This is a genomic window from Modestobacter sp. VKM Ac-2986 (assembly GCF_026967795.1).
Lineage (GTDB): Bacteria > Actinomycetota > Actinomycetes > Mycobacteriales > Geodermatophilaceae > Modestobacter.
The window spans coordinates 723,535-742,565 of the sequence record NZ_JAPVBH010000001.1 but is presented as its reverse complement, the minus strand read 5'-3'; the positions used below and the strand labels follow the sequence as shown (position 1 = coordinate 742,565).

Below are 19,031 nucleotides of genomic sequence, written 5' to 3'. Positions count from 1 at the left end.
TGCGGGCTCGTCGGCCCCGGTCCCGTGCACGTCGAACCACCCGGAGGTCGCTGTGGCAGCTCGGACGGGGCACCCGCCCGCCGCGGACCGCTCGCCGCGGTACCCCGGTGGCCCGGTGCGGTGCGGGGTGCGCGGCTGCGGCTGCGAGGACCCGCGGGTGCTGCTCAACGCCGCCAACGCGGTCACCGTGCTGCGGACGGTGGCCTCGCTCGGCCTGGTCGTCGCCGCGTCCGTCGCGCACTCGTGGCCGCTGCTGCTGGCCGCCTACCTCACCTACTGGATCGGCGACTCCGCCGACGGCAACATCGCCCGGTTCCAGCACCAGGAGACCCGGTTCGGCGCGTACTTCGACGTCATCTGCGACCGGATCAACTGCATCAGCTGCGCCCTGGTGTTCCTGCAGTTCGTCGACGCGCCCTGGCCGATCGCGGTGTTCCTGTTCCAGTTCGTGATCGTGGACCTGCCGCTGACGCTGCTGCCCATGCGCTGGCCGGTGCTGTCCCCGAACTACTTCCACCTGATCGACCCGCTGGCCTACACGCTCAACTGGCACGTGGTCGCCAAGGTCACCAACACGACCCTGCTGATCACCCTGCTGGTCGTGCTGCCCGACCAGCAGTGGATCGCCCTCGTCGCCGCCTCGACCGTGCTCGTCATCAAGCTCTGGTCGCTGAACCGGGTGCTGCGGCTGACCGTCCCGAAGGACACCCCGCACGTGCCGCAGGGGATGCCCGCCGGTGCCTGATGCCGGCACGATCGGCCTCGTCGCGCTCGGCCTGCTCGTCGGCGCGGTCTCGGCCGTCACGCCGTTCCTGCCCGTCGAGGCCTACGTCATCGGCCTGGCCGTGCAGAACACCCAGACCGTGGCCGTCGCCGGCGCGGTCGCCGCCGCGGTGGGCCAGACCGTGGGCAAGGTGCTGCTGTTCTCCACCGCCCGCGGGGCCACCAGCTCGCGTTGGCTGACCCGGCTGCGGGAGCGCGGCGCGAGGGAGGCCGCGGCGATCGAGGCCGCCGAGCAGGCCGGTGAGCAGCCGCCGGGCGGGCCGGTGAAGCGGGCGCTCCGGCCGGTCGGCCGCTGGCTCAAGCGGGTCAACTCCCTCGGCGTCCGGCTGCTGTCGGGCCGCTGGGGCCCGGCGGTGGTGTTCCTGTCCGGCTCGGTCGGCATCCCGCCGCTGCTGGCCATCGCGTTCTACGCCGGGACGTCGCGGATGAGCCTCAAGGCGTTCATCGTCACCTGCCTGGCCGGCCGCACCGTCCGCTTCGTGGCACTGGCGCTGGTGCCCGACCTGGTGCCCGACCTGTTCTGAGCGGGACCGGCCGGGGCGCGCCGTAGCCTGACTCCTCGTGGTGGTCCCGAGCGCGCGGCAGCTGGCCCTGGTGCCCGCGCCGCCCCCCGAGGCCGCCGGCACCGTGCTGACCACCGTCTGGCCGGCCCTGCGCCGCGCCCTGGACGGCGGCGCCCCGCTCGCCGTGCTGCCCGCCGGCCCGGGTCCGGCCGAGGCGGCCCGCGCCGTGCTGCGGCCCGACGAGACGCTGGAGCCGGGCACCGACGTCGTCGTCGTCACCTCCGGCTCGACCGGCGGCAGGAAGGGCGTCCTGCTCTCCTCGGCCGCGCTGCGCGCCTCGGCCACGGCCACCCTCGACCGGCTGGGCGGTGCGGGCAGCTGGCTGCTGGCGCTGCCCACCTCGGCCGTGGGCGGGCTGCAGGTGCTGGTGCGCAGTGCGCTGGCCGGCCGCGAGCCCGCCGTCCTGGCCCGTGGCGAGCGGCTCGCCGACGCGGTCAACCGGCTGCCCGACGGCGACCGGCGCTACACCTCGCTGGTGCCCACCCAGCTGCGGCGGTACCTGGCCGAGGAGCCCGAGGTGCTGGCGTCCTTCGCCGCGGTGCTGGTCGGCGGGGCGGCCACCGACGCCGGGCTGCTCGACGCGGCGCGGGCCGCCGGGGTGCCGGTGCGCACCACCTACGGGATGAGCGAGACCGCCGGCGGCTGCGTCTACGACGGGGTGCCGCTGGACGGGGTCTCGGTGCGCATCCGCGAGGGCATCGAGCTGGCCGGACCGGTGCTCGCCCACGGCTACCGGCTCGACCCGGCCGGCACAGGTACGGCCTTTCGCGACGGCTGGTTCGCCACCCGGGACGCCGGCTCGCTGGCCGCCGACGGCACCCTCACCGTGCACGGCCGGCTGGACGACGTCGTGATCAGCGGCGGGGTCAACGTGTCCCCACAGGCGGTCGAGGCGGTGCTGCGCGAGCACCCCGCGGTCGCCGACGCCGTCGTGGCCGGGCTGCCCGACCCGACCTGGGGGCAGCGCGTGGTCGCCGCCGTCGTGCCCGCGCCCGGCGCGGTGCCCGACCTCGCCGAGCTGCGGCCCTGGGTGGCCGGCCGGCTCGGCGCCGCCGCCGCCCCGCGTGCCCTCACCCTGATCGACGCCGTGCCCACCCTGCACACCGGCAAGCCCGACCGCCGTTCCGTCACCGAGACGCTCGCCCGAGGAGACCTGTAGTGGCCACCCCCGCCCAGTGGCTGGAGGGTGCCCGTCCCCGCACCCTGCCCGCCGCGCTCGCCCCCGTCCTCGTCGGCTCCGGCGTCGCCGCCGCCCTCGACGGCTTCCGGCTCGGACCGGCGCTGCTGGCCCTCGTCGTCGCGCTGTCGCTGCAGGTCGCGGTCAACTACGCCAACGACTACTCCGACGGCAAGCGCGGCACCGACGCCGTCCGGGTGGGGCCGATGCGGCTGGTGGGCTCCGGCGCCGCGACGCCGCAGCAGGTGCTGGTCGCGGCGATGATCGCCTTCGCCGTCGCCGGGCTGGCCGGGCTGGCGCTCGCCGCGGTCTCCAGCTGGTGGATGGTCGCCGTCGGTGCGGTGTCGATCCTGGCGGCCTGGACCTACACCGGGGGGCCGATCCCCTACGGCTACCGGGCGCTCGGCGAGGTGTTCGTCTTCGTCTTCTTCGGCCTGGTCGCCGTGGTCGGGACGACGTTCGGCCAGACCCGCAGCCTCGACGGGCTGGCGTTCGCCGCCGCCGTCCCGATCGGTCTGCTGTCGGTCGCGCTGCTGGTGGTCAACAACCTGCGCGACGTGCACGGGGACGCCGCCGTCGGCAAGCGGACCCTCGCGGTCCTGCTCGGCGAGGCCCGCACCCGGATCGCCTACACCGGGCTGCTGGTCGTCGCGTTCGCCTGCATCGTGGCGATCGGGGTCGAGCGGCCGTGGGCGCTGCTGGGCCTGCTCGCCGCACCGCTCGCCGTGCCGCCGGTGCGCACCGTGCTCGGCGGCGGGCGGGGCCCGGTGCTGATCGGCACGCTCAAGGCCACCGGTCAGCTGACCCTGGCCACCGGCGTCCTGCTGGCCCTCGGCCTCGCGCTCAGCTGAGGTCGTCGCCGCCGCGCAGCTCGGTGCGGAGGCGCTCCTTCTGCTCGGCGCGGACCACCAGCGCGGTGGTCAGCCGGGTGCGCACCGGGGCGAGCACCAGGTAGGCGACCGGCATGGCCAGCAGCACGCCGAAGAGGAAGCCCGGGGTGCCCGGCAGGCCGAGGACCCACAGCAGGGCGATCAGCGCGGCGGCGATGGCCAGCCGGCCCAGCGTGTAGACCGCCAGCCACTTCCCCACCTGGGGCTTCTCCCCCAGCACCGGGGTCGCTCCGGTGGTCTCGGCGGGTGCGGCCTTGATCGGTTCAGCCATGACGGCCCTCCCACTTGGTCGACAGGACGACGGTCGTCCGGGTGCGGGCGACGCCCCTGATCCTGTTCAACGCACTGATGGTGTCCTCGAGTGCCCGGATGTCGGGGACCCGGACCTTGAGCACGTAACCCTCGCTGCCGGCGACCCGCCAGCAGTCCTCCACCGACGGCAGCTCGGCGAGCGCCTGCTCGAGCCCGGTGTCGTCGACCTGGTCGCTCTCGATCACCCCGACCAGGGCGGTGACGCCCAGGCCGACCGTGGCCGGGTCGACGACCGCCTGGTAGCCGGTGATGACCCCGGCGGCCTCCAGCTTGCCGACCCGTTCGTGCACCGAGGGGGCCGAGAGCCCCACCTGGCGGGCGAGCTCGGCGTAGCTGGCCCGGCCGTTGGCCCGCAGCAGCCCGACCAGCTGCTCGTCCACCGCGTCGATGTCGGCCTCCGGCTCCTCGGGGCGCCCGCCGGGGCGCTGCTGTGCGGGTCCCGCCCGGACGGGCGGTGCGATCCCCACCCCCGAGTATCGCCGCGGTCGTACATTGGGGGAGATGAGGGGGGTGGCCGGATGGTCTTCCTGGTCCTGATGGTGATCGCGGTGGTCGCGGTCGTGCTGGTGATGCGTGCAGGTTCTGCCCCGGGTGGCGGTCCAGGCGGCTCCGGACGGCCGGGGAGCGGCCCGCGCGCCCCCCGGCCGCAACGGCCGACCCGGATGATCGCCCCCGACGACGACCCGGACTTCATCCGGGAGCTGGAGCGCCGGACCCGCAGGGACGACGGCAGCCTCAGCTAGACGCCGGCCCCCCGTACGCAGCACGAGCCGTCAGCCCACCGGGCTGACGGCTCGTCGCGTCCTGCGGTCCCTCGGCCCCGCTGCAGGGTCCCACCACGAGCCTGCGAGTGGTGGGGGGCAGCGGGGTCCTTACATCAGGCCGCGCTGTCCTGTCGTGCGCCGCCGAACAGCCGACGCCAGCCCCCGCGGCGGCGGGCGGGGCGCTGCTCCACCGCGTCCGTGTCGCGGGCCGGCCAGCCCAGCCCGGTGCCGTCGGCCGGGTCGCCGGGCCAGCCGAGGCCGCTCGTGCCGTCGGCGCCGACGGGGACCAGCCCGGGGGCGTGCCGCGGTGCGGCCGGCTCCACCGGGGCGGGGCGCTGGGCGAGCGCGGCCGCCACGAACGGGTCGATGCCGGCTCCGTCGTCAGCTGAGTGCTTACCCACCGTGAACAACACCGCCTTCAGTCATGCCGTCAGGATGACACGGACCGCCCGCCAGCGGCCCGTCCCGGACGTACCGCGCGGTCTCGTTTCACCCGTTCGTGACTGCCAGTGAGGTGCTCGCCTCACTCGGCAGTGGTCAGACGCCGCCGTAGCTGTGCAGACCGGTGGACACGAAGTTCACGTACAGCAGGTTGAAGACCATGACGGCCAGGCCCACGACGTTGATCCACGCCGAGGGGCGGCCACGCCAGCCCGACGTCGTCCGGGCGTGCAGGTAGGCGGCGTAGACGACCCAGGCGATGAACGCCCAGGTCTCCTTGGGGTCCCAGCCCCAGAACCGGCCCCAGGCGCTCTCGGCCCAGATGGCACCGGCGATGACGGCGAAGGTCCAGATCGGGAAGCCGAAGACGGCGGTGCGGTGTGCGGTGCGGTCGAGCACGGCCGCCGAGGGCAGCCGGTCCAGCAGCGAGGGGGCCGTCACCGCGCCGGAGGCGGCGCGCTCGTCGCGACGGCTGCGGACCAGGTACAGCAAGCTGACGATGCCGCTGACGAAGAAGATGCCGAAGCCCAGCGTGGCGGTCGAGACGTGCACGGCCAGCCACCAGGAACGCAGCGCGGCCACCAGCGGGCCGGCCTCGACGTAGAGCACCATCCGGATCAGGGCCAGGGCCACCACGACCGGGCCCATGACGAAGACGCCGATGTGCCGCAGCTCCGGGGCGCGCACCGCGAGCGCCAGGTAGGACAGCACGGCGACGAGCACGACGACGGTCGAGAACTCGTACATGTTGCCCCAGGGCAGCCGGTCGGCCGCCATGCCACGGGTGACCATGGAGGCGGCGTGGGCGAGCGCCCCGAGGCCGGTGAGCAGCATGCCGACCGCGCCCAGGCGACGGGCCCGGGAGGGCTCGGCGGCCGGGTCGGCGGCGGAGGACCCCTCGACCGGGGCGCCGGCACCCACCAGCTGGCGGCTGCGGGCGGGGCGCCCGAAGGCCAGCTCGGCGCAGAACGCCACCACCGCAAGCGAGTACACGACCACCGTGATCGTGAAGAACGTGTCGGACATCCTGGCCAGCGACTCGTCGATCACGACGGCGGAGCCTCCTCGGAGAGTGGTGGTGCGGCGGCCGGTCGCTGGGCCGCACGGGTGGCCAGCGCTGCACCGACGTCGTCGGTGAGCGCGGTGAAACGGGGCCCGGTGTCGGCACTCCCCCGGGTCAGCGAGCCGATGGACAGCACGGTACCCCCGCCGTCGGGGCCCGGGACGACGCGGGCGAACACCCGCTCGCGGCGCACCAGCAGCATCCCGAGGAGGCCGGCGAGCACCGCGATCGAGGCGCCCAGCACGTACACCTGGCCCGGGTCGTGGGAGACCTGGATCGCGGCGAACTCCTTGAAGCCGCTGAAGGTGACCACGGTCCCGTCGGGGAGCGTGGTGGACTCCCCCACGGCCAGGTTGGCCCGGCCGACCCGGGTCAGCGCGCCCCGGTCGATCAGGTCCTGGTCGAGGGAGTAGACCGACTGCGGCAGGCCGGAGTCCAGACCCAGGTAGCCGGTGTAGACGTTGATGCCGACCTGCGGACTCAGCGGCCGCGGGTCGACCGAGGTGAGCAGCCCGGCCTGCAGCACGCCGGTCGGGGCGAAGAAGCCCTCGACGGCCAACTGCTCGGTCGACCCGGCGCCCAGGTCGGGGACCTTGAGCACTCCCTGGCTGAGCATCGTGCCCTGGTCAGAGGGCAGGAACGGGGCGGACAGGTCGGTGAACGCCGTCCCGTCCGGGCGGGTGATGCTGAACGCCGGGGTGTAGCCGTGTCCGGTGACGTAGACCCGGTCACCGTGGGTGCGCAGCGGGTCGTTGACCCCGATCGTCCTGGCGATGGACTCGCCGCCGTCGACGTCGTAGCGGATGTCGGCGGTGAAGGAGGCCGCGGTGAGGTCCTGCTCGTACTGCGCCTCGAAGTCCTCGAGGTCCACGCAGAGCCCGGTCAGGTCACCGCCGCTGACCAGCGGCCCGGCGGAGTAGGTGTCGTACTGCTGGGCGGAGTTGCAGAACCCCTGGCCCTCGGTGACCAGGATGCTGCCCTCGTAGCCCCACATCTTGCCGCCGGCCAGGCCGAGCAGCAGGGCCAGCAGCGACAGGTGGAACAGCACGTTCCCGGTCTCGCGCAGGTAGCCCTTCTCGCCTGACACCTCGGGGCCGCCGCTGCCCTCGCGGCGGACGACGCGGAAGCGGCGGACCCGCAGCTCCTCCTCGACCACGTCGAGGGCGGCCGGGCCGGCGAGCGCGGTGGGCAGCGTCGCGTTCTCCGGCAGCCGCTGCAGGTGCCGGGGCGCCGGCGGCGGCGGGGTGAACAGCGAGCGGCCGTGCTCGATCGCCCGCGGCACCACGCAGCCGATGAGGGAGATGAACAGCAGCAGGTAGATCGCGGCGAACCACGGCGAGCTGAAGACGTCGAACAGGAACAGCCGGTCCAGCCACTGCGCCAGGGTCGGGTGCTCGGCGAAGTACCGGTTGACGTTCGTCTGCGACAGCGAGCGCTGGGGCAGCAGCGAGCCGGGGATCGAGGCGACCGCCAGCAGGAACAGCAGCATCAACGCGGTGCGCATCGCGGTCAGCTGCCGCCACCAGCGCAGCAGCCGGGCCAGCACCCGGCGCCCGGGTGAGGGCCGGGACGGCGGGGTGGCCGGCGAGGCCGGGCGGGGTGGGGCGGTGGTGGTCACCGGGCCTCCTCGCAGGCGTCGGTCAGGTGGGTGGCCGGGAGCGGCAGGGCGGTCACAGCGGCGCGGACTCCGCCAGGCCGCTGCTGGCCAGCCAGCTGCGCAGCCACCCCATGAGCTCGGTCCAGGCGCCGGTGACCAGCATCAGGCCCACCACGATGAGCACGATGCCGCCGACCCGGGTGACGGTGCCGGCGTTGCGGCGCAGGAACGACATCGCCCCGACCGCCCAGCGGGCGCCCAGCGCGACGAGCACGAACGGCACGCCGAGCCCCAGGCAGTAGGCCAGGCCGAGGAACGCGCCGCGGCCGGGGGTCGCCTCGCTGAAGGCCAGGTTCTGCACGGCGGCCAGCGTCGGGCCCAGGCACGGGGTCCAGCCCAGGCCGAACACGATGCCCAGCAGCGGGGCGCCGGCCAGCCCGACGGCGGGGCGGGCCTGCAGCCGGGCGGTGCGCTGCAGGAACGGCAGCCAGCCCAGGAAGCCCAGCCCGACCAGGATGGTGACCACGCCCATCGCCCGGGTGATCTCGTCGTTGTACTGCAGCAGCAGCCGGCCCAGCCCGCCGAACGCGCTGCTGATCGCGACGAACACGACGGTGAAGCCCAGCACGAACAGCACCGCGCCCAGCACCATCCGGCCGCGGGTGGAGCGCTCGTCCGTCGTCCGGACGGCGGTGGCGACCGGGCCGCCGGCCGGTGCGGGCGCAGGGGCCGCGGTGCGGGCGCCGCTGCCGACCAGGCCGGTGACGTAGGAGAGGTAGCCGGGGACCAGCGGCAGGACGCACGGCGAGGCGAAGCTGATCAGCCCGGCGAGCGCGGCGACCGCTGCGGCCACCAGCAACGGACCGTCGCTGATCAGGTCCGTGATCCCCTCGACCATCTCAGGCCTCCGCCGTCAGCCGTGCCAGCACCGCGCGCAGGTCGTCCTGGCGCACCTCACCGGTGTACACCGCCGCGACCCGGCCCTGCCGGTCCAGGACGATCGTGGACGGGATCCGGTCGGCCGGGTAGTCGCGGAACGCCAGCGCCACGCGCCCCTTGGGGTCGTACAGCGAGGGGAACGTGATGCCCTCGTCCGCCACGAACGCGTCGGCGAACTGCTGGTCGGTCTCCTTGACGTTCAGCCCCAGGAACTGGACGCCGTCGTCGCGGACCTCGTCGTAGACCTGCTGGAACTGCGGGGTCTCCACCCGGCAGGGCGGGCACCACGAGCCCCAGAAGTTGAGCACCGCGACGTCCCCGGCGAGCTCGGTGGAGCTGAACGTCTCACCGGTGAGCAGCGTGCCGGAGAACTCCGGGGCGCTGGCCCGCTCGGTGTCCGGGATCACCTGCGCGGCCGGGGTGCCGGCGACGAACCGGAACTCCCCGCCGTTGTTGACGTCGACGGCGTCCGAGCCGCTGGTGCACCCGCCGAGCAGCGCGACCGCGGCCACCGCGGCGAGCCCGGCCAGCCGACTACGCACCGGGCACCGCATCCGGGTCGGTGGCCCCGGCCGGCTCGGCGTAGGTGAGCCCGACCATCCGGTCGCCGTCGTAGGTGACCGAGGTGACGCTGGCCAGCCCGCACTGCCGCTTGCGCGGGTCGTGGGCGTAGCTGCGGCCCTCCAGGTGCAGCCGGACGGTCCAGACCGGCAGCTGGTGGCTCACGCAGACGGCCTCGTGGCCGCGGGCGGCATCGCGGGCGGTGGCGATCGCGCCGATCATCCGGGCGGCGATCTCGCGGTACGGCTCGCCCCAGGACGGCTTCCACGGGTTGCGCAGCCGCCACCAGTTCTCCGGGTGCCTCATCGACCCGTCCCCGACCCCGAAGGTCTTGCCCTCGAAGGAGTTGCCGGCCTCGATCAGCCGCTCGTCGGTGGCGATCGACAGCCCGAGGGTGTCGGCGATCGGCTGGGCGGTCTGCTGGGCGCGCTCCAGCGGGCTGGCGACCAGGTGGGTGACGTCGCGGGCGGAGAACCACTCGGCCACGGTGCGCGCCATGCCCTCGCCGGCCTCGGACAGCCGGTAGCCGGGCAGGCGGCCGTAGAGCACGCCGGCGGGGTTGTGCACCTCGCCGTGCCGCATCAGGTGGACGACGGTCTGCTCGCTCACGAGCTCTCCTCGCTGGCGCTCGTCGTGCGCGTTCGCGCAGCTGCGGTGCACATCGGTTCGCTCGCACGCTCGCTCACGGCTGCAGCTCCTCCGGGTTGCGCGCCTCGGCGGAGACCGGCGCTCCCCCGGCGGCGGCCGCGGCGGCCTGCGCGGCGGCCGGCAGCGCGGCCAGCACGTGCTCGACGGCGTCGTCGTCCAGCGCGGCGCTGACGAACCACGACTCGAAGGCCGAGGGCGGCAGGTAGACGCCGCGGGCGAGCATGGCGTGGAAGAAGGCGGCGTGCGCGGCGACGTCCTGGGTGCGGGCGTCCTCGTAGTCGCGCACCTGGCGCTCGTCGGGGACGAAGAACACCGAGAACATCGAGCCGGCCTGCTGGACCCGGTGCGGGACCCCGGCGGCGAACAGCGCGGCGCTGGCCGCGCCCCGCAGCACGGCGGCCACGGAGTCGCAGCGCTCGTAGACCTCGTCAGTGCACAGCCGCAGCGTGGTCAGGCCCGCGGCCACCGCGACCGGGTTCCCGGACAGGGTGCCCGCCTGGTAGACCGGCCCGGAGGGGGCCAGGTGGTCCATGACGTCGGCGCGGCCGCCGAAGGCCGCAGCCGGCATGCCACCGCCCATGACCTTGCCGAAGGTGAACAGGTCGGCGTCCACGGGGTCCAGGCCGTACCAGCCCGCGCCGGTGACCCGGAAGCCGGTCATCACCTCGTCGACCAGCAGCAGCGCGCCGTGCGCGGCGGTGATGCGGCGGAGTGCGGCGTTGAACCCGTCCAGCGGCGGGACGACGCCCATGTTGCCGGCCGCGGCCTCGGTGACCACGCAGGCGATCTCGGACCCGCGCTCGGCGAAGACGGCCTCGACCGCGGCGACGTCGTTGTAGGGCAGGACGACGGTGTCGGCGGCCGCGCCGGTGGTTACGCCGGGGGTGTCGGGCAGGCCGAGGGTGGCGACGCCGGACCCGGCCGAGGCCAGCAGCGCGTCGACGTGTCCGTGGTAGCAGCCGGCGAACTTCACGATGACCGGCCGGCCGGTGTAGCCGCGGGCCAGCCGGATCGCCGAGAGCACCGCCTCGGTGCCGGAGTTGACCAGCCGGACCCGCTCGACGGGTGCGACCCGGGCGACGATCTCCTCGGCCAGCTCGGCCTCGGCGGCGGTGGGCGTGCCGAAGGTGAACCCGCGCCGGGCGGCGTCGGTGACCGCGGCGACGACCTCGGGGTGGGCGTGGCCCAGGATCATCGGGCCCCAGGAGGACACCAGGTCGACGTAGCGCCGGCCGTCGGCGTCGGTGATCCACGGACCTGAACCGGAGGCCATGAACCGCGGGGTGCCGCCGACGGCCTTGAAGGCACGGACCGGGGAGTTGACGCCGCCGGGGGTGACCCGTCGGGCTCGCTCGAACAGCTGCGCCGACGCGGGCGCCTCGTACGGGTACGACTCAGTCACGGTCCCACTCTCCCAGGGTCAGCTGTGTGCCCGGTGGCACACCCTGGGTCCCCCGGCGCGGGGGGACCCAGGGTCCTCCATCAGCGGAGCCAGCGGGCGGCCTCGACCGCCCAGTAGGTCAGCACCGAACCGGCGCCGGCCCGGCGGATGGCGGTGAGCGTCTCGAGGACGGCGCGCTCGCGGTCGATCCAGCCGTTCGCGGCGGCCGCCTCGACCATCGCGTACTCACCGCTCACCTGGTAGGCCGCGACCGGCACGTCGACGGCACCGGCCACCGCCGCGACGATGTCCAGGTAGGGCCCGGCCGGCTTGACCATCACCGCGTCGGCACCCTCGGCGAGGTCCTGACGGACCTCCCGCAGCGCCTCGGCGGTGTTCGGCGGGTCCATCTGGTACGTCGAGCGGTCGCCGAACTGCGGCGCGCCCTCGGCGGCCTCGCGGAACGGGCCGTAGAAGCCGGAGGCGTACTTGGCCGCGTAGGCCAGGATCGGCGTCTCGGTGAACGCGCGCGAGTCCAGCCCCGCCCGGATCGCCGCGACCTGGCCGTCCATCATCCCGCTGGGGGCGATCACGTGCGCCCCGGCCTGGGCCTGGGCGATCGCGACCGCCGCGTAGCGGTCCAGGGTCGGGTCGTTGTCGACCACGCCGGCCGGGGTGACCACGCCGCAGTGCCCGTGGTCGGTGTACTCGCACAGGCACAGGTCGGCCATCAGCACGAGCTCGTCGCCGAGGTCGGCGCGCAGGTCCTGCAGCGCGACGTTGACGATGCCGTCGGCCGCGTCGGCCTGGGAGCCGACGGCGTCCTTCTCGGCCGGGATGCCGAACAGCATCAGCCCGCTGATCCCGGCCTCGGCCGCCTCGTGGGCGGCCTGCCGCAGGGAGTCCCGGGTGTGCTGGACGACGCCGGGCATCGAGCTGATCGGCTGGGGGGCGGAGATGCCCTCCTTGACGAACACCGGCAGCACGAGGTCGGCCGGGGACACCCGGGTCTGCGCCGTCCACCGGCGCATGGCCGGGGTCGAGCGCAGCCGGCGTCCCCGCGCGAAACCGGGGTTCGCGCCTCCCTGCAGCGAGCTCACTTCGAGGCCTCGCCCTCCGCCTCGGCCCGGCGGGCCTGGGCGAACGCGGCGAGCGCGTCGACGAGCGGGCCGACGGCGGCGGTCTCGGGCTGCACGTCCACGCGCAGGCCGAACTCGACGGCGCTGGCCGAGGTGGCCGGGCCGATCACCGAGACGACGGTGCGGGCGTGCGGCTTGCCGGCGATGCCGACCAGGTTCCGCACGGTGGACGAGGAGGTGAAGCACACCGCGTCGAAGCCACCGCCCTTGATCGCCTCGCGGACCGCGGCCGGCGGCGGCGCCGCCCGGACGGTGCGGTAGGCGGTGACGTCGTCGATCTCCCAGCCGCGCTCCTTCAGGCCCGCGGCGAGGGTCTCGGTGGCGATGTCGGCGCGGGGCAGCAGCACCCGGTCGATCGGGTCGAACACGTCGTCGTAGGGCGGGAAGTCGGCCAGCAGGCCCTCGCTGGACTGCTCACCGGTCGGGACCAGCTCGGGCACGATGCCGAACTCGCGCACCGCGTCGGCGGTCTGCTGGCCCACGCAGGCCACCTTGACCCCGGCGAAGGCGCGGGCGTCCAGGCCCAGCTCGGTGAACTTCTCCCGCACCGCGCGGACGGCGTTGGTGGAGGTGAAGACGATCCAGCCGTAGCGGCCGGTGACCAGGCCCTTGACGGCGCGGTCCATCTGGGCCGGGCTGCGCGGCGGCTCGACGGCGATGGTCGGGACCTCGACCGGCACGGCGCCGTAGGCGCGCAGCCGCTCGCTCATGTCGCCGGCCTGCTCCTTGGTGCGTGGCACCAGCACGCGCCAGCCGAACAGCGGGCGGCTCTCCCACCACGACAGCTTGGCGCGCTTGTCGACGGCCGCGCCGACGGTGACCACGACCGCACCGGTCAGGCTGTCGACCCCGGCGGACTTCTCGGCCACCGCGGACAGCTTGGCGGCCACGCTCTTCTGCGCCGTGCCGGTGCCCTCGGTGGTGACGACGACCGGGGTGTTGCCGGACAGCCCGCCCTCGACCAGGCCGGCGGCGATGGTCGTCAGCTGCTCGGCCGCGGCCTGCAGCACCAGCGGGCTGCCGGTGCCGTTGGCAGCGGCGGCCAGCGCGGCCAGCCGCTCGGGCGCGTCGGCGTCGACGGCGCGCAGGTCGGCGTGCACCGAGCCCGCGCCCAGCGGCACGCCGGCGTAGGCCGGGACGGCGGTGCCCACGGCCACACCGGGGACGACGTCGAACGGGACGCTGGTGCGGGTGACCGCCAGCGCCTCCTTCACCACGGCGTCGCTGGTGAACGGGTCGCCGGCGACGAGCCGGACCACCACGTTGCCGTTCTTGGCACCAGCCACGGCGCTCTTGGCGACCTCGGCCGGCTCGCCGGAGACGATGCTCAGCTCGAGGTCGGGGTGGGCCTCCAGCAGCGCCTCGCGCACGGCGACGGAGACGTCGGGGTCGGCCAGCACCGTGTCGGCGCCGGCGATCGCCGCGCTCGCCCGGGTGGTGAGCAGCTCGGGGTCACCGGGACCGGCGCCGACGAAGACCACCATGCCCTTGCCGGTGCCGTTCTTGCGTGAGCGCGTCATCGCGTGCTCCTGTTCTTCTGCCCCGGAGTGGGGCGCTGCGGGTGGTACGGGACGGGTGGGGGTGCGGAGGTCGCTCACCGGCTCATCGCCATGAGCGAGGCGGCGCCGCGGTCGAGCAGCTCGGCGGCCAGCGCGCGGCCCAGCTCGGCGGCCTCGGGCGCGGGCCCGGAGATCGAGCCCCGGACGCCGTCGCTGCCGTCGATGGCGGTGACCGAGGCGCGCAGGTAGAGCTCGGTGCCGCCGTCCTCGGCCTCGGCGAGCTCGGCGTAGGCGGCCACGGGGGCGCTGCAGCCGGCCTCGAGCGCGGTGAGGACGGCGCGCTCGGCGGCCACGCAGGCCCGGACGGCGGGGTCGTCGAGGACGGCGACCAGCTCCATGACCCGGGTGTCGTCGGTGCGGCACTCCACGGCCAGGGCGCCCTGGGCGGGGGCGGGCAGCACCTGGATCGGGTCGAGGGTCTCGGTGACCGCCGACAGCCGGTCCAGCCGGGCCAGCCCCGCGCGGGCCAGGACGACGGCGTCGAGGTCGGCGTCGGGGCCCAGCGCCCGGGCCATCCGGGTGTCGACGTTGCCGCGGATCGGCACCACGTCCAGCCCGAGGCCGAGCGCGCGCAGCTGGGCCATCCGGCGCGGTGCCCCGGTGCCGACGCGCGCGCCGACCGGGAGCTCGCCGAGGGTGAGGCCGTCGCGGGCGACCAGGGCGTCCCGGGGGTCCTGCCGGGCCGGGACGGCGGCCACGGTGAGGCCGGCGGTCGGCGCGGTCGGGAGGTCCTTGAAGCTGTGCACGGCCAGGTCGACCGTGCCGGCGTGCAGGGCCTCGCGCAGGGCGGTGACGAACACGCCGGTACCACCGAGCTGGCTGATCGCCTCGGTCGAGCGGTCGCCGTAGGTGCTCACGTGCACCAGCTCGACCGGCACCCCGCTGGCGGCGGTGAGCGCGTCGGCGACGTGCTGGGACTGGGTGAGGGCCAGCGCGCTGGCCCGGGTGCCCAGCCGCAGCGGCGCGGTCACGCGGCACCGCCGTGCATGCCGTCGCCGGTGGCGTCGATGCGCGGGTCCAGCGCCGACAGCGGGGTGCCGGCGGGCACCTGCGGGTCGACGGTGACCGCGTCGGACAGCGTCGTCCGGTCGTCGCCGGTGGCCCCGGTGAGGCCCAGGCCGAACAGGGCGCGCAGCGCGTCGGCGTAGTCGGTGCCGCCCGGCGCGCTGGCCAGCTCCTTGACCCGCACGGTCGGCTCGTGCAGCAGCTTGTCGACCACCCGGCGCACGGTGCGGGCGATCTCGCTGCGGGCCTTGGCGTCGAGGTCGGGCAGCCGGGTGGACAGTCGCAGCAGCTCGGCGTCGACGACCTCGGCGGCCTGGCTGCGCAGCGCGGACACCGTGGGGGCCACGGCCGCGGCCTGGCGCTCGGCGCGCAGCAGCGAGGTCTCCAGCTCCACCAGCGCGTGCGCGGCGGCGATGTCGTCGGCGGCCACGGAGCCGGCGACCGGCCGGCCGGGGTGCGCGGCGCGCTCGCCCTGCAGCATGGCCAGGTCGATCAGGTGCACCCCGGGCAGGGCGGCCACGGCCGGCTCGACGTCGCGGGGAAGCGCCAGGTCGACGACCGCGAGCGGGCGGCCGTGCCGGTCGCCGACCTCGTCGGTGCCGATCACGGTGCCGGTGGCGCCGGTGCAGGTGACCAGCACGTCGGCGGCGGCGACCTCCTCGGCCAGCTGCTCGAGGTCGGCCTGGCGCCCGCCGATCGACTCGGCCAGCCGGGCCGCGCTCGCCGGGGTGCGGCTGCTGACGGTGACCGCGGCGCCGCGGCGGGCCAGGGTGGTCGCGGCGAGGGCGCCCATGGAGCCGGCACCCACCACGAGCACGGGACGGCCGGTCAGGTCGCCGAGGACGTCGGTGACCCGGTCGAGGGCGACGGACACCAGCGAGGCACCGGCCTTGTCGATGCCGGTCTCGGCGTGCACGCGCTTGCCCACCCGCAGCGCCCGCTGGGTGATCGGGTGCAGCTCGCGACCGACCGTGCCCTCCTCCTGCGCCAGGGCGTAGGCGGCACGGAGCTGGCCGAGCACCTGGGTCTCCCCGACGACCATGGAGTCCAGGCCGGCGGCGACGGTGCACAGGTGCCCGATCGCCTGGTCCTCGTAGTAGACGGTGACGTACGGGGAGAGCTCCTCCACCGTCGCGCCGGCGTGCCGGGCGAGGACCCGGCTGACGTCGGTGATGCCGCCGTGGAAGCGGTCGACCTCGGCGAAGACCTCGATCCGGTTGCAGGTGGCCAGCACCAGCGCCTCGGAGACGTGCTCGCTGTCGACGAGCTCGTGCAGGGTCTTGACCTTGTCGTCGCCGGTCATGCTCACCTGCTCGAGCAGGGCGACCGGCGCGGTCTGGTGGCTGATGCCGACGGCGAGCAGGCTCATCGGGCACCCGCCCGGGCCGGCAAGGGGCGGACGACGTCGGGGACGCCGAGCTCCGGGGAGGTGTCGCGCTGCTGGTCCAGGAAGGCCAGCACCTGCAGCTCCACCGAGAGGTCGACCTTGCGGACGTCGACGCCCGCAGGCACCGCCAACGCCACGGGCGCGAAGTTCAAGATGCTCCTCACCCCCGCCGTGACGAGCCGGTCGCAGACCGACTGGGCCACCTCGGCGGGTGTCGTGATGACCCCGATGGAGGCCCGGGTCTCGGCCACGACGGTCTCCAGCTCGGCGACCGGGCGGACGGTCAGCCCGCCCACCGCGGAGCCGACCGTCGCAGGGTCGGTGTCGAGCAGGGCGACGAACTCGAAGCCCCGGCTCGGGAAGCCGCTGTAGTCGGCCAGCGCGGAGCCCAGCCGGCCGGCGCCGACGAGGACGCAGGGCCGGGACCGGGCGCCACCGAGGGTCTCGGTGAGCCGGTCGCGCAGGCCCGCGACGGAGTAGCCCACGCCCCGGACGCCGCAGGGGCCCAGGTGCGAGAGGTCCTTGCGCAGGCCGGCGGGGTTGACCCCGGCGGCGGTGGCCAGCTCCCCGGAGGAGACGTGGCTGCGACCGTCGTCGGCGAGACCGGCCAGCACCCGCAGGTACACGGCCAGCCGGGCAACGGTGGCCTCCGGGATGTTCCGGGGCCGCGACTCGGGCACGGGCAGACTCCACAGCGTTCCGAGGGCGACCGGCGGGGAGCCGGGGACGCTCGGGAGGACTTCGGGAACGCGGGCGCGTCGGCGCCCGGCGAACGCAACGGTAACCGCTTGTGAACGCCTGAACAAAGTCGGCGAGCCCGTATCCGCAGGTCGGCGGCCCTGCTGTGGTGAGGACCACGCCCGCGCCACCCGAACGGGTGCCCGGGGGTCAGCCCGGACCGGGTGGCACCCCGAGGTCGCGGCGCAGCCGCGGGACGTCGACGGTGAAGTGGCTGTGCTCCCGGCCATCGAGCAGCACCACCGGCACCCGGTCGCCGTACTCGATCCGCAGCTCGACGTCGGCGTCGACGTCGACCAGCTCGACGCCGAGGCCGGCCTCGGCCCCGATCCGGGTGAGCGTCTCGGCGGCCACCACGCACAGGTGGCAGTTCTGCCGGGTCAACAGCTGCAGGCGGGCGCCGGGCTCAGTCACCGGACACCGCCCCGGCGGCCGCGGCCCGCTCCAGGCCCAGCTCGCGCAGCCGGGCGCGGCTCACCTTGCCGGCCAGCGAGTGCGGCAGCTCGGGCACGAAGTGCACCGCGACCGGCACCTTGAACCGGGCCAGCGAGCGGCCGGCGTGCTCGCGCAGCTCCTCCTCGGTGAGCGCGGCGCCCTCGGTGCGGACGACGACGGCGTGCACCGCCTCCCCCGTGGCCGGGTCGGGCACACCGATGACGGCGGCCTCCACCACCTCGGGGTGCTCACCGAGGACCCGCTCGACCTCACCGGGGTAGACGTTGAACCCGCGCACCAGCACCAGGTCCCGGCGCCGCTCGACCAGGTGCAGGTCGCCGTCGGCGTCGCGGTGGGCGATGTCGCCGGTGGCCAGCCAGCCGTCGGCGTCGGGCCCGTCGGCGCCGTCGGGCCAGTAGCCGCTGAACAGGTTGGGCCCGCGGGCGCACATCTCCCCGGCCTCCTCGGCGTCCTGCTCGCCGTCCGGGCCGGTGAACGGGTCACCGAAGACCCCGGGGCGGACCCGGGTGCCCGGGTCGTCCCCGGCGGACGGGCCGCCGGCGGTGTCGCGCAGGACCAGCTCGACGCCCGGCAGCGGGCCGCCGATGCACTCGGGCTTGGCCCGGCCGGTGGCCAGCGTGCTGGCCAGCACGGGCGCGGCCTCGGTGAGGCCGTAGCCCTCCCAGACGGTCACCGCGGCCCGGTCGCGCATGGCGGTGAACAGCGCCCCGGGCATCGGGGCGGCGCCGCAGCTGGCGGTGCGCACGGCGGCGAAGCCGCGCCGCAGCACGGCGTCGCTGCCGGCGGCGTCGGCGACCGCGAGCCAGGCGCCGTACATCGGCGGCGCGCCGACGACGGCGGAGACCTCCTCGGCGCTCATCAGCGCCAGCGTCGCCGCGGGGTCGAACTCCTCCACGACCACCCCGCAGGCGGCGGTGGCGGCGACCAGGCCCCAGCCGACGTTGAACCCGTAGACGTGGAAGAGCGGGAGGACCAGCAGCACCCGGTCGCCGGCACGCACCGGCGGCGGGTCGAGGGCGAGCAGCTGCTGCTGGTTGGCCAGCAGGGCGGCGTGGGTGAGCATCGCGCCCCGGGGGCGCCCGGTCGTGCCGCTGGTGTAGGCCAGCAGCGCCAGCGCGGAGGGGTCGTCGGGGTCGGCCGGGGCGGGGCCGTCGGCGTCGGGCGGGCCCACGCAGACCGGCACGCCCGCGATGGCCGGCCGGTCCGCGGCGACCACCAGCAGCGCGGCGCCGGAGTCGGTGAGCAGGTGCTCGACCTCCGGGCCGGTGTAGGCGGTGTTGACCGGGACGACGACCAGCCCGGCCCGCAGCGCGCCCATGACGGCGACCACCCAGTCGACGCCGTTGGGCAGCTGCACCGCGAGCCGGTCGCCCGGCTGCAGCCCGCGGGACACGCAGCCCGCGGCGGCCCGGTCGACCAGTGCGTCGAGCTCGGCCCAGGTCAGCCGCCGGTCGCCGTGCACCAGCGCCGGCGCGTCCCCGGCGGTGGCCGCCGCCCGGCGCACCAGCGTGGGGAACGTGCGCACGTCGTCGACCGGCACAGGAGACCTCCGCGGGGCAGCAGCCGTCTCGGACGGCGGGAACGTGGACGCAGCGGCACGATGTTGTCACCATGGTCGCCGGGCCGCA

21 protein-coding genes are annotated in these 19,031 nt (G+C 75.3%); 5 read left to right on the top strand and 16 right to left on the bottom strand.

Annotated features, from left to right (window positions below; genetic code table 11):
- Window positions 1-52 precede the first annotated feature (52 nt).
- The 4 genes from O2W14_RS03645 to O2W14_RS03630 are packed head-to-tail and all read left to right on the top strand — an operon-like array spanning window position 53 to window position 3,374.
- The gene (locus tag O2W14_RS03645) at window positions 53-745 is read left to right on the top strand and encodes a CDP-alcohol phosphatidyltransferase family protein (protein ID WP_269174729.1); all 693 of its coding nucleotides are present in this window, start codon (window positions 53-55) and stop codon (window positions 743-745) included.
- A complete protein-coding gene (locus tag O2W14_RS03640; protein WP_269174728.1) occupies window positions 738-1,307 on the top strand; it encodes a hypothetical protein in 570 nt (189 codons plus the stop codon). Before O2W14_RS03645 ends, O2W14_RS03640 begins: the two co-directional genes overlap by 8 nt.
- Before the next feature lie 37 nt (window positions 1,308-1,344).
- Complete coding sequence (gene menE, locus O2W14_RS03635; RefSeq protein ID WP_269174727.1) at window positions 1,345-2,505, top strand: o-succinylbenzoate--CoA ligase; 1,161 nt, start codon at window positions 1,345-1,347, stop codon at window positions 2,503-2,505.
- Entirely contained in the window at window positions 2,505-3,374 is an 870-nt protein-coding gene (locus O2W14_RS03630; RefSeq protein ID WP_269174726.1) for a 1,4-dihydroxy-2-naphthoate polyprenyltransferase, read from the top strand. The genes menE and O2W14_RS03630 overlap by 1 nt, the downstream gene beginning before the upstream one ends.
- Here the strand turns inward: O2W14_RS03630 and O2W14_RS03625 are convergent.
- Together O2W14_RS03625 and O2W14_RS03620 are read right to left on the bottom strand one after the other, a co-directional pair.
- Window positions 3,367-3,684, bottom strand: coding sequence for a DUF4229 domain-containing protein (locus O2W14_RS03625; protein ID WP_269174725.1), 318 nt, complete (start codon window positions 3,682-3,684; stop codon window positions 3,367-3,369). The two genes, O2W14_RS03630 and O2W14_RS03625, sit on opposite strands and share 8 nt — an antisense overlap.
- Window positions 3,677-4,192 (bottom strand): Lrp/AsnC family transcriptional regulator, encoded by a 516-nt coding sequence (locus O2W14_RS03620; protein ID WP_269174724.1) that lies wholly within the window; start codon window positions 4,190-4,192, stop codon window positions 3,677-3,679. The genes O2W14_RS03625 and O2W14_RS03620 overlap by 8 nt, the downstream gene beginning before the upstream one ends.
- 51 nt (window positions 4,193-4,243) lie before the next feature.
- Between O2W14_RS03620 and O2W14_RS03615 the strand changes: the two genes are divergently transcribed.
- Window positions 4,244-4,468 carry a hypothetical protein gene (locus tag O2W14_RS03615; protein ID WP_269174723.1) on the top strand — a complete coding sequence of 75 codons (225 nt, stop codon included), beginning with the start codon at window positions 4,244-4,246 and terminating at the stop codon, window positions 4,466-4,468.
- Between the two features lie 134 nt (window positions 4,469-4,602).
- Here O2W14_RS03615 and O2W14_RS03610 read toward each other — a convergent pair whose 3' ends face one another.
- The 14 genes from O2W14_RS03610 to O2W14_RS03545 all read right to left on the bottom strand — a co-directional run bounded on the left by O2W14_RS03610 (window position 4,603) and on the right by O2W14_RS03545 (window position 18,943).
- Entirely contained in the window at window positions 4,603-4,890 is a 288-nt protein-coding gene (locus O2W14_RS03610; protein ID WP_269174722.1) for a hypothetical protein, read from the bottom strand.
- A 136-nt stretch (window positions 4,891-5,026) separates the two neighbouring features.
- Window positions 5,027-5,980: a c-type cytochrome biogenesis protein CcsB gene (gene ccsB / locus O2W14_RS03605; RefSeq protein ID WP_269174721.1), complete on the bottom strand. Its 954-nt coding sequence runs from the start codon at window positions 5,978-5,980 to the stop codon at window positions 5,027-5,029.
- Window positions 5,977-7,611 (bottom strand): cytochrome c biogenesis protein ResB, encoded by a 1,635-nt coding sequence (resB, locus tag O2W14_RS03600; protein ID WP_269174720.1) that lies wholly within the window; start codon window positions 7,609-7,611, stop codon window positions 5,977-5,979. The genes ccsB and resB overlap by 4 nt, the downstream gene beginning before the upstream one ends.
- 52 nt (window positions 7,612-7,663) lie before the next feature.
- Window positions 7,664-8,488, bottom strand: coding sequence for a cytochrome c biogenesis CcdA family protein (locus O2W14_RS03595; protein ID WP_269174719.1), 825 nt, complete (start codon window positions 8,486-8,488; stop codon window positions 7,664-7,666).
- A gap of 1 nt (window position 8,489) precedes the next feature.
- A complete protein-coding gene (locus tag O2W14_RS03590) occupies window positions 8,490-9,071 on the bottom strand; it encodes a TlpA family protein disulfide reductase (protein WP_269174718.1) in 582 nt (193 codons plus the stop codon).
- The gene (locus O2W14_RS03585) at window positions 9,064-9,699 is read right to left on the bottom strand and encodes a histidine phosphatase family protein (protein WP_269174717.1); all 636 of its coding nucleotides are present in this window, start codon (window positions 9,697-9,699) and stop codon (window positions 9,064-9,066) included. The genes O2W14_RS03590 and O2W14_RS03585 overlap by 8 nt, the downstream gene beginning before the upstream one ends.
- 73 nt (window positions 9,700-9,772) lie before the next feature.
- Window positions 9,773-11,140, bottom strand: coding sequence for a glutamate-1-semialdehyde 2,1-aminomutase (hemL, locus tag O2W14_RS03580; RefSeq protein ID WP_269174716.1), 1,368 nt, complete (start codon window positions 11,138-11,140; stop codon window positions 9,773-9,775).
- Window positions 11,141-11,220: 80 nt separating this feature from the next.
- Complete coding sequence (gene hemB / locus O2W14_RS03575; RefSeq protein WP_269174715.1) at window positions 11,221-12,219, bottom strand: porphobilinogen synthase; 999 nt, start codon at window positions 12,217-12,219, stop codon at window positions 11,221-11,223.
- Window positions 12,216-13,778: a uroporphyrinogen-III synthase gene (locus tag O2W14_RS03570; RefSeq protein ID WP_269174714.1), complete on the bottom strand. Its 1,563-nt coding sequence runs from the start codon at window positions 13,776-13,778 to the stop codon at window positions 12,216-12,218. Before O2W14_RS03570 ends, hemB begins: the two co-directional genes overlap by 4 nt.
- Before the next feature lie 74 nt (window positions 13,779-13,852).
- Complete coding sequence (gene hemC / locus O2W14_RS03565) at window positions 13,853-14,788, bottom strand: hydroxymethylbilane synthase (protein WP_269174713.1); 936 nt, start codon at window positions 14,786-14,788, stop codon at window positions 13,853-13,855.
- A complete protein-coding gene (locus tag O2W14_RS03560) occupies window positions 14,785-16,191 on the bottom strand; it encodes a glutamyl-tRNA reductase (RefSeq protein ID WP_269174712.1) in 1,407 nt (468 codons plus the stop codon). The genes hemC and O2W14_RS03560 overlap by 4 nt, the downstream gene beginning before the upstream one ends.
- The gene (locus tag O2W14_RS03555; RefSeq protein WP_269174711.1) at window positions 16,188-16,889 is read right to left on the bottom strand and encodes a redox-sensing transcriptional repressor Rex; all 702 of its coding nucleotides are present in this window, start codon (window positions 16,887-16,889) and stop codon (window positions 16,188-16,190) included. Before O2W14_RS03555 ends, O2W14_RS03560 begins: the two co-directional genes overlap by 4 nt.
- Before the next feature lie 208 nt (window positions 16,890-17,097).
- The gene (locus O2W14_RS03550; RefSeq protein WP_269174710.1) at window positions 17,098-17,361 is read right to left on the bottom strand and encodes a glutaredoxin family protein; all 264 of its coding nucleotides are present in this window, start codon (window positions 17,359-17,361) and stop codon (window positions 17,098-17,100) included.
- Window positions 17,354-18,943, bottom strand: coding sequence for an AMP-binding protein (locus O2W14_RS03545; protein WP_269174709.1), 1,590 nt, complete (start codon window positions 18,941-18,943; stop codon window positions 17,354-17,356). Before O2W14_RS03545 ends, O2W14_RS03550 begins: the two co-directional genes overlap by 8 nt.
- Between the last annotated feature and the right edge of the window lie 88 nt (window positions 18,944-19,031).

Coding starts and splice junctions, on each gene's coding strand:
- O2W14_RS03595 (WP_269174719.1), bottom strand. CDS start 8,488: ATGGTCGAGGGGATCACGGACCTGATCAGCGACGGTCCGTTGCTGGTG.
- O2W14_RS03615 (WP_269174723.1), top strand. CDS start 4,244: ATGGTCTTCCTGGTCCTGATGGTGATCGCGGTGGTCGCGGTCGTGCTG.
- O2W14_RS03560 (WP_269174712.1), bottom strand. CDS start 16,191: ATGAGCCTGCTCGCCGTCGGCATCAGCCACCAGACCGCGCCGGTCGCC.
- O2W14_RS03625 (WP_269174725.1), bottom strand. CDS start 3,684: ATGGCTGAACCGATCAAGGCCGCACCCGCCGAGACCACCGGAGCGACC.
- O2W14_RS03570 (WP_269174714.1), bottom strand. CDS start 13,778: ATGACGCGCTCACGCAAGAACGGCACCGGCAAGGGCATGGTGGTCTTC.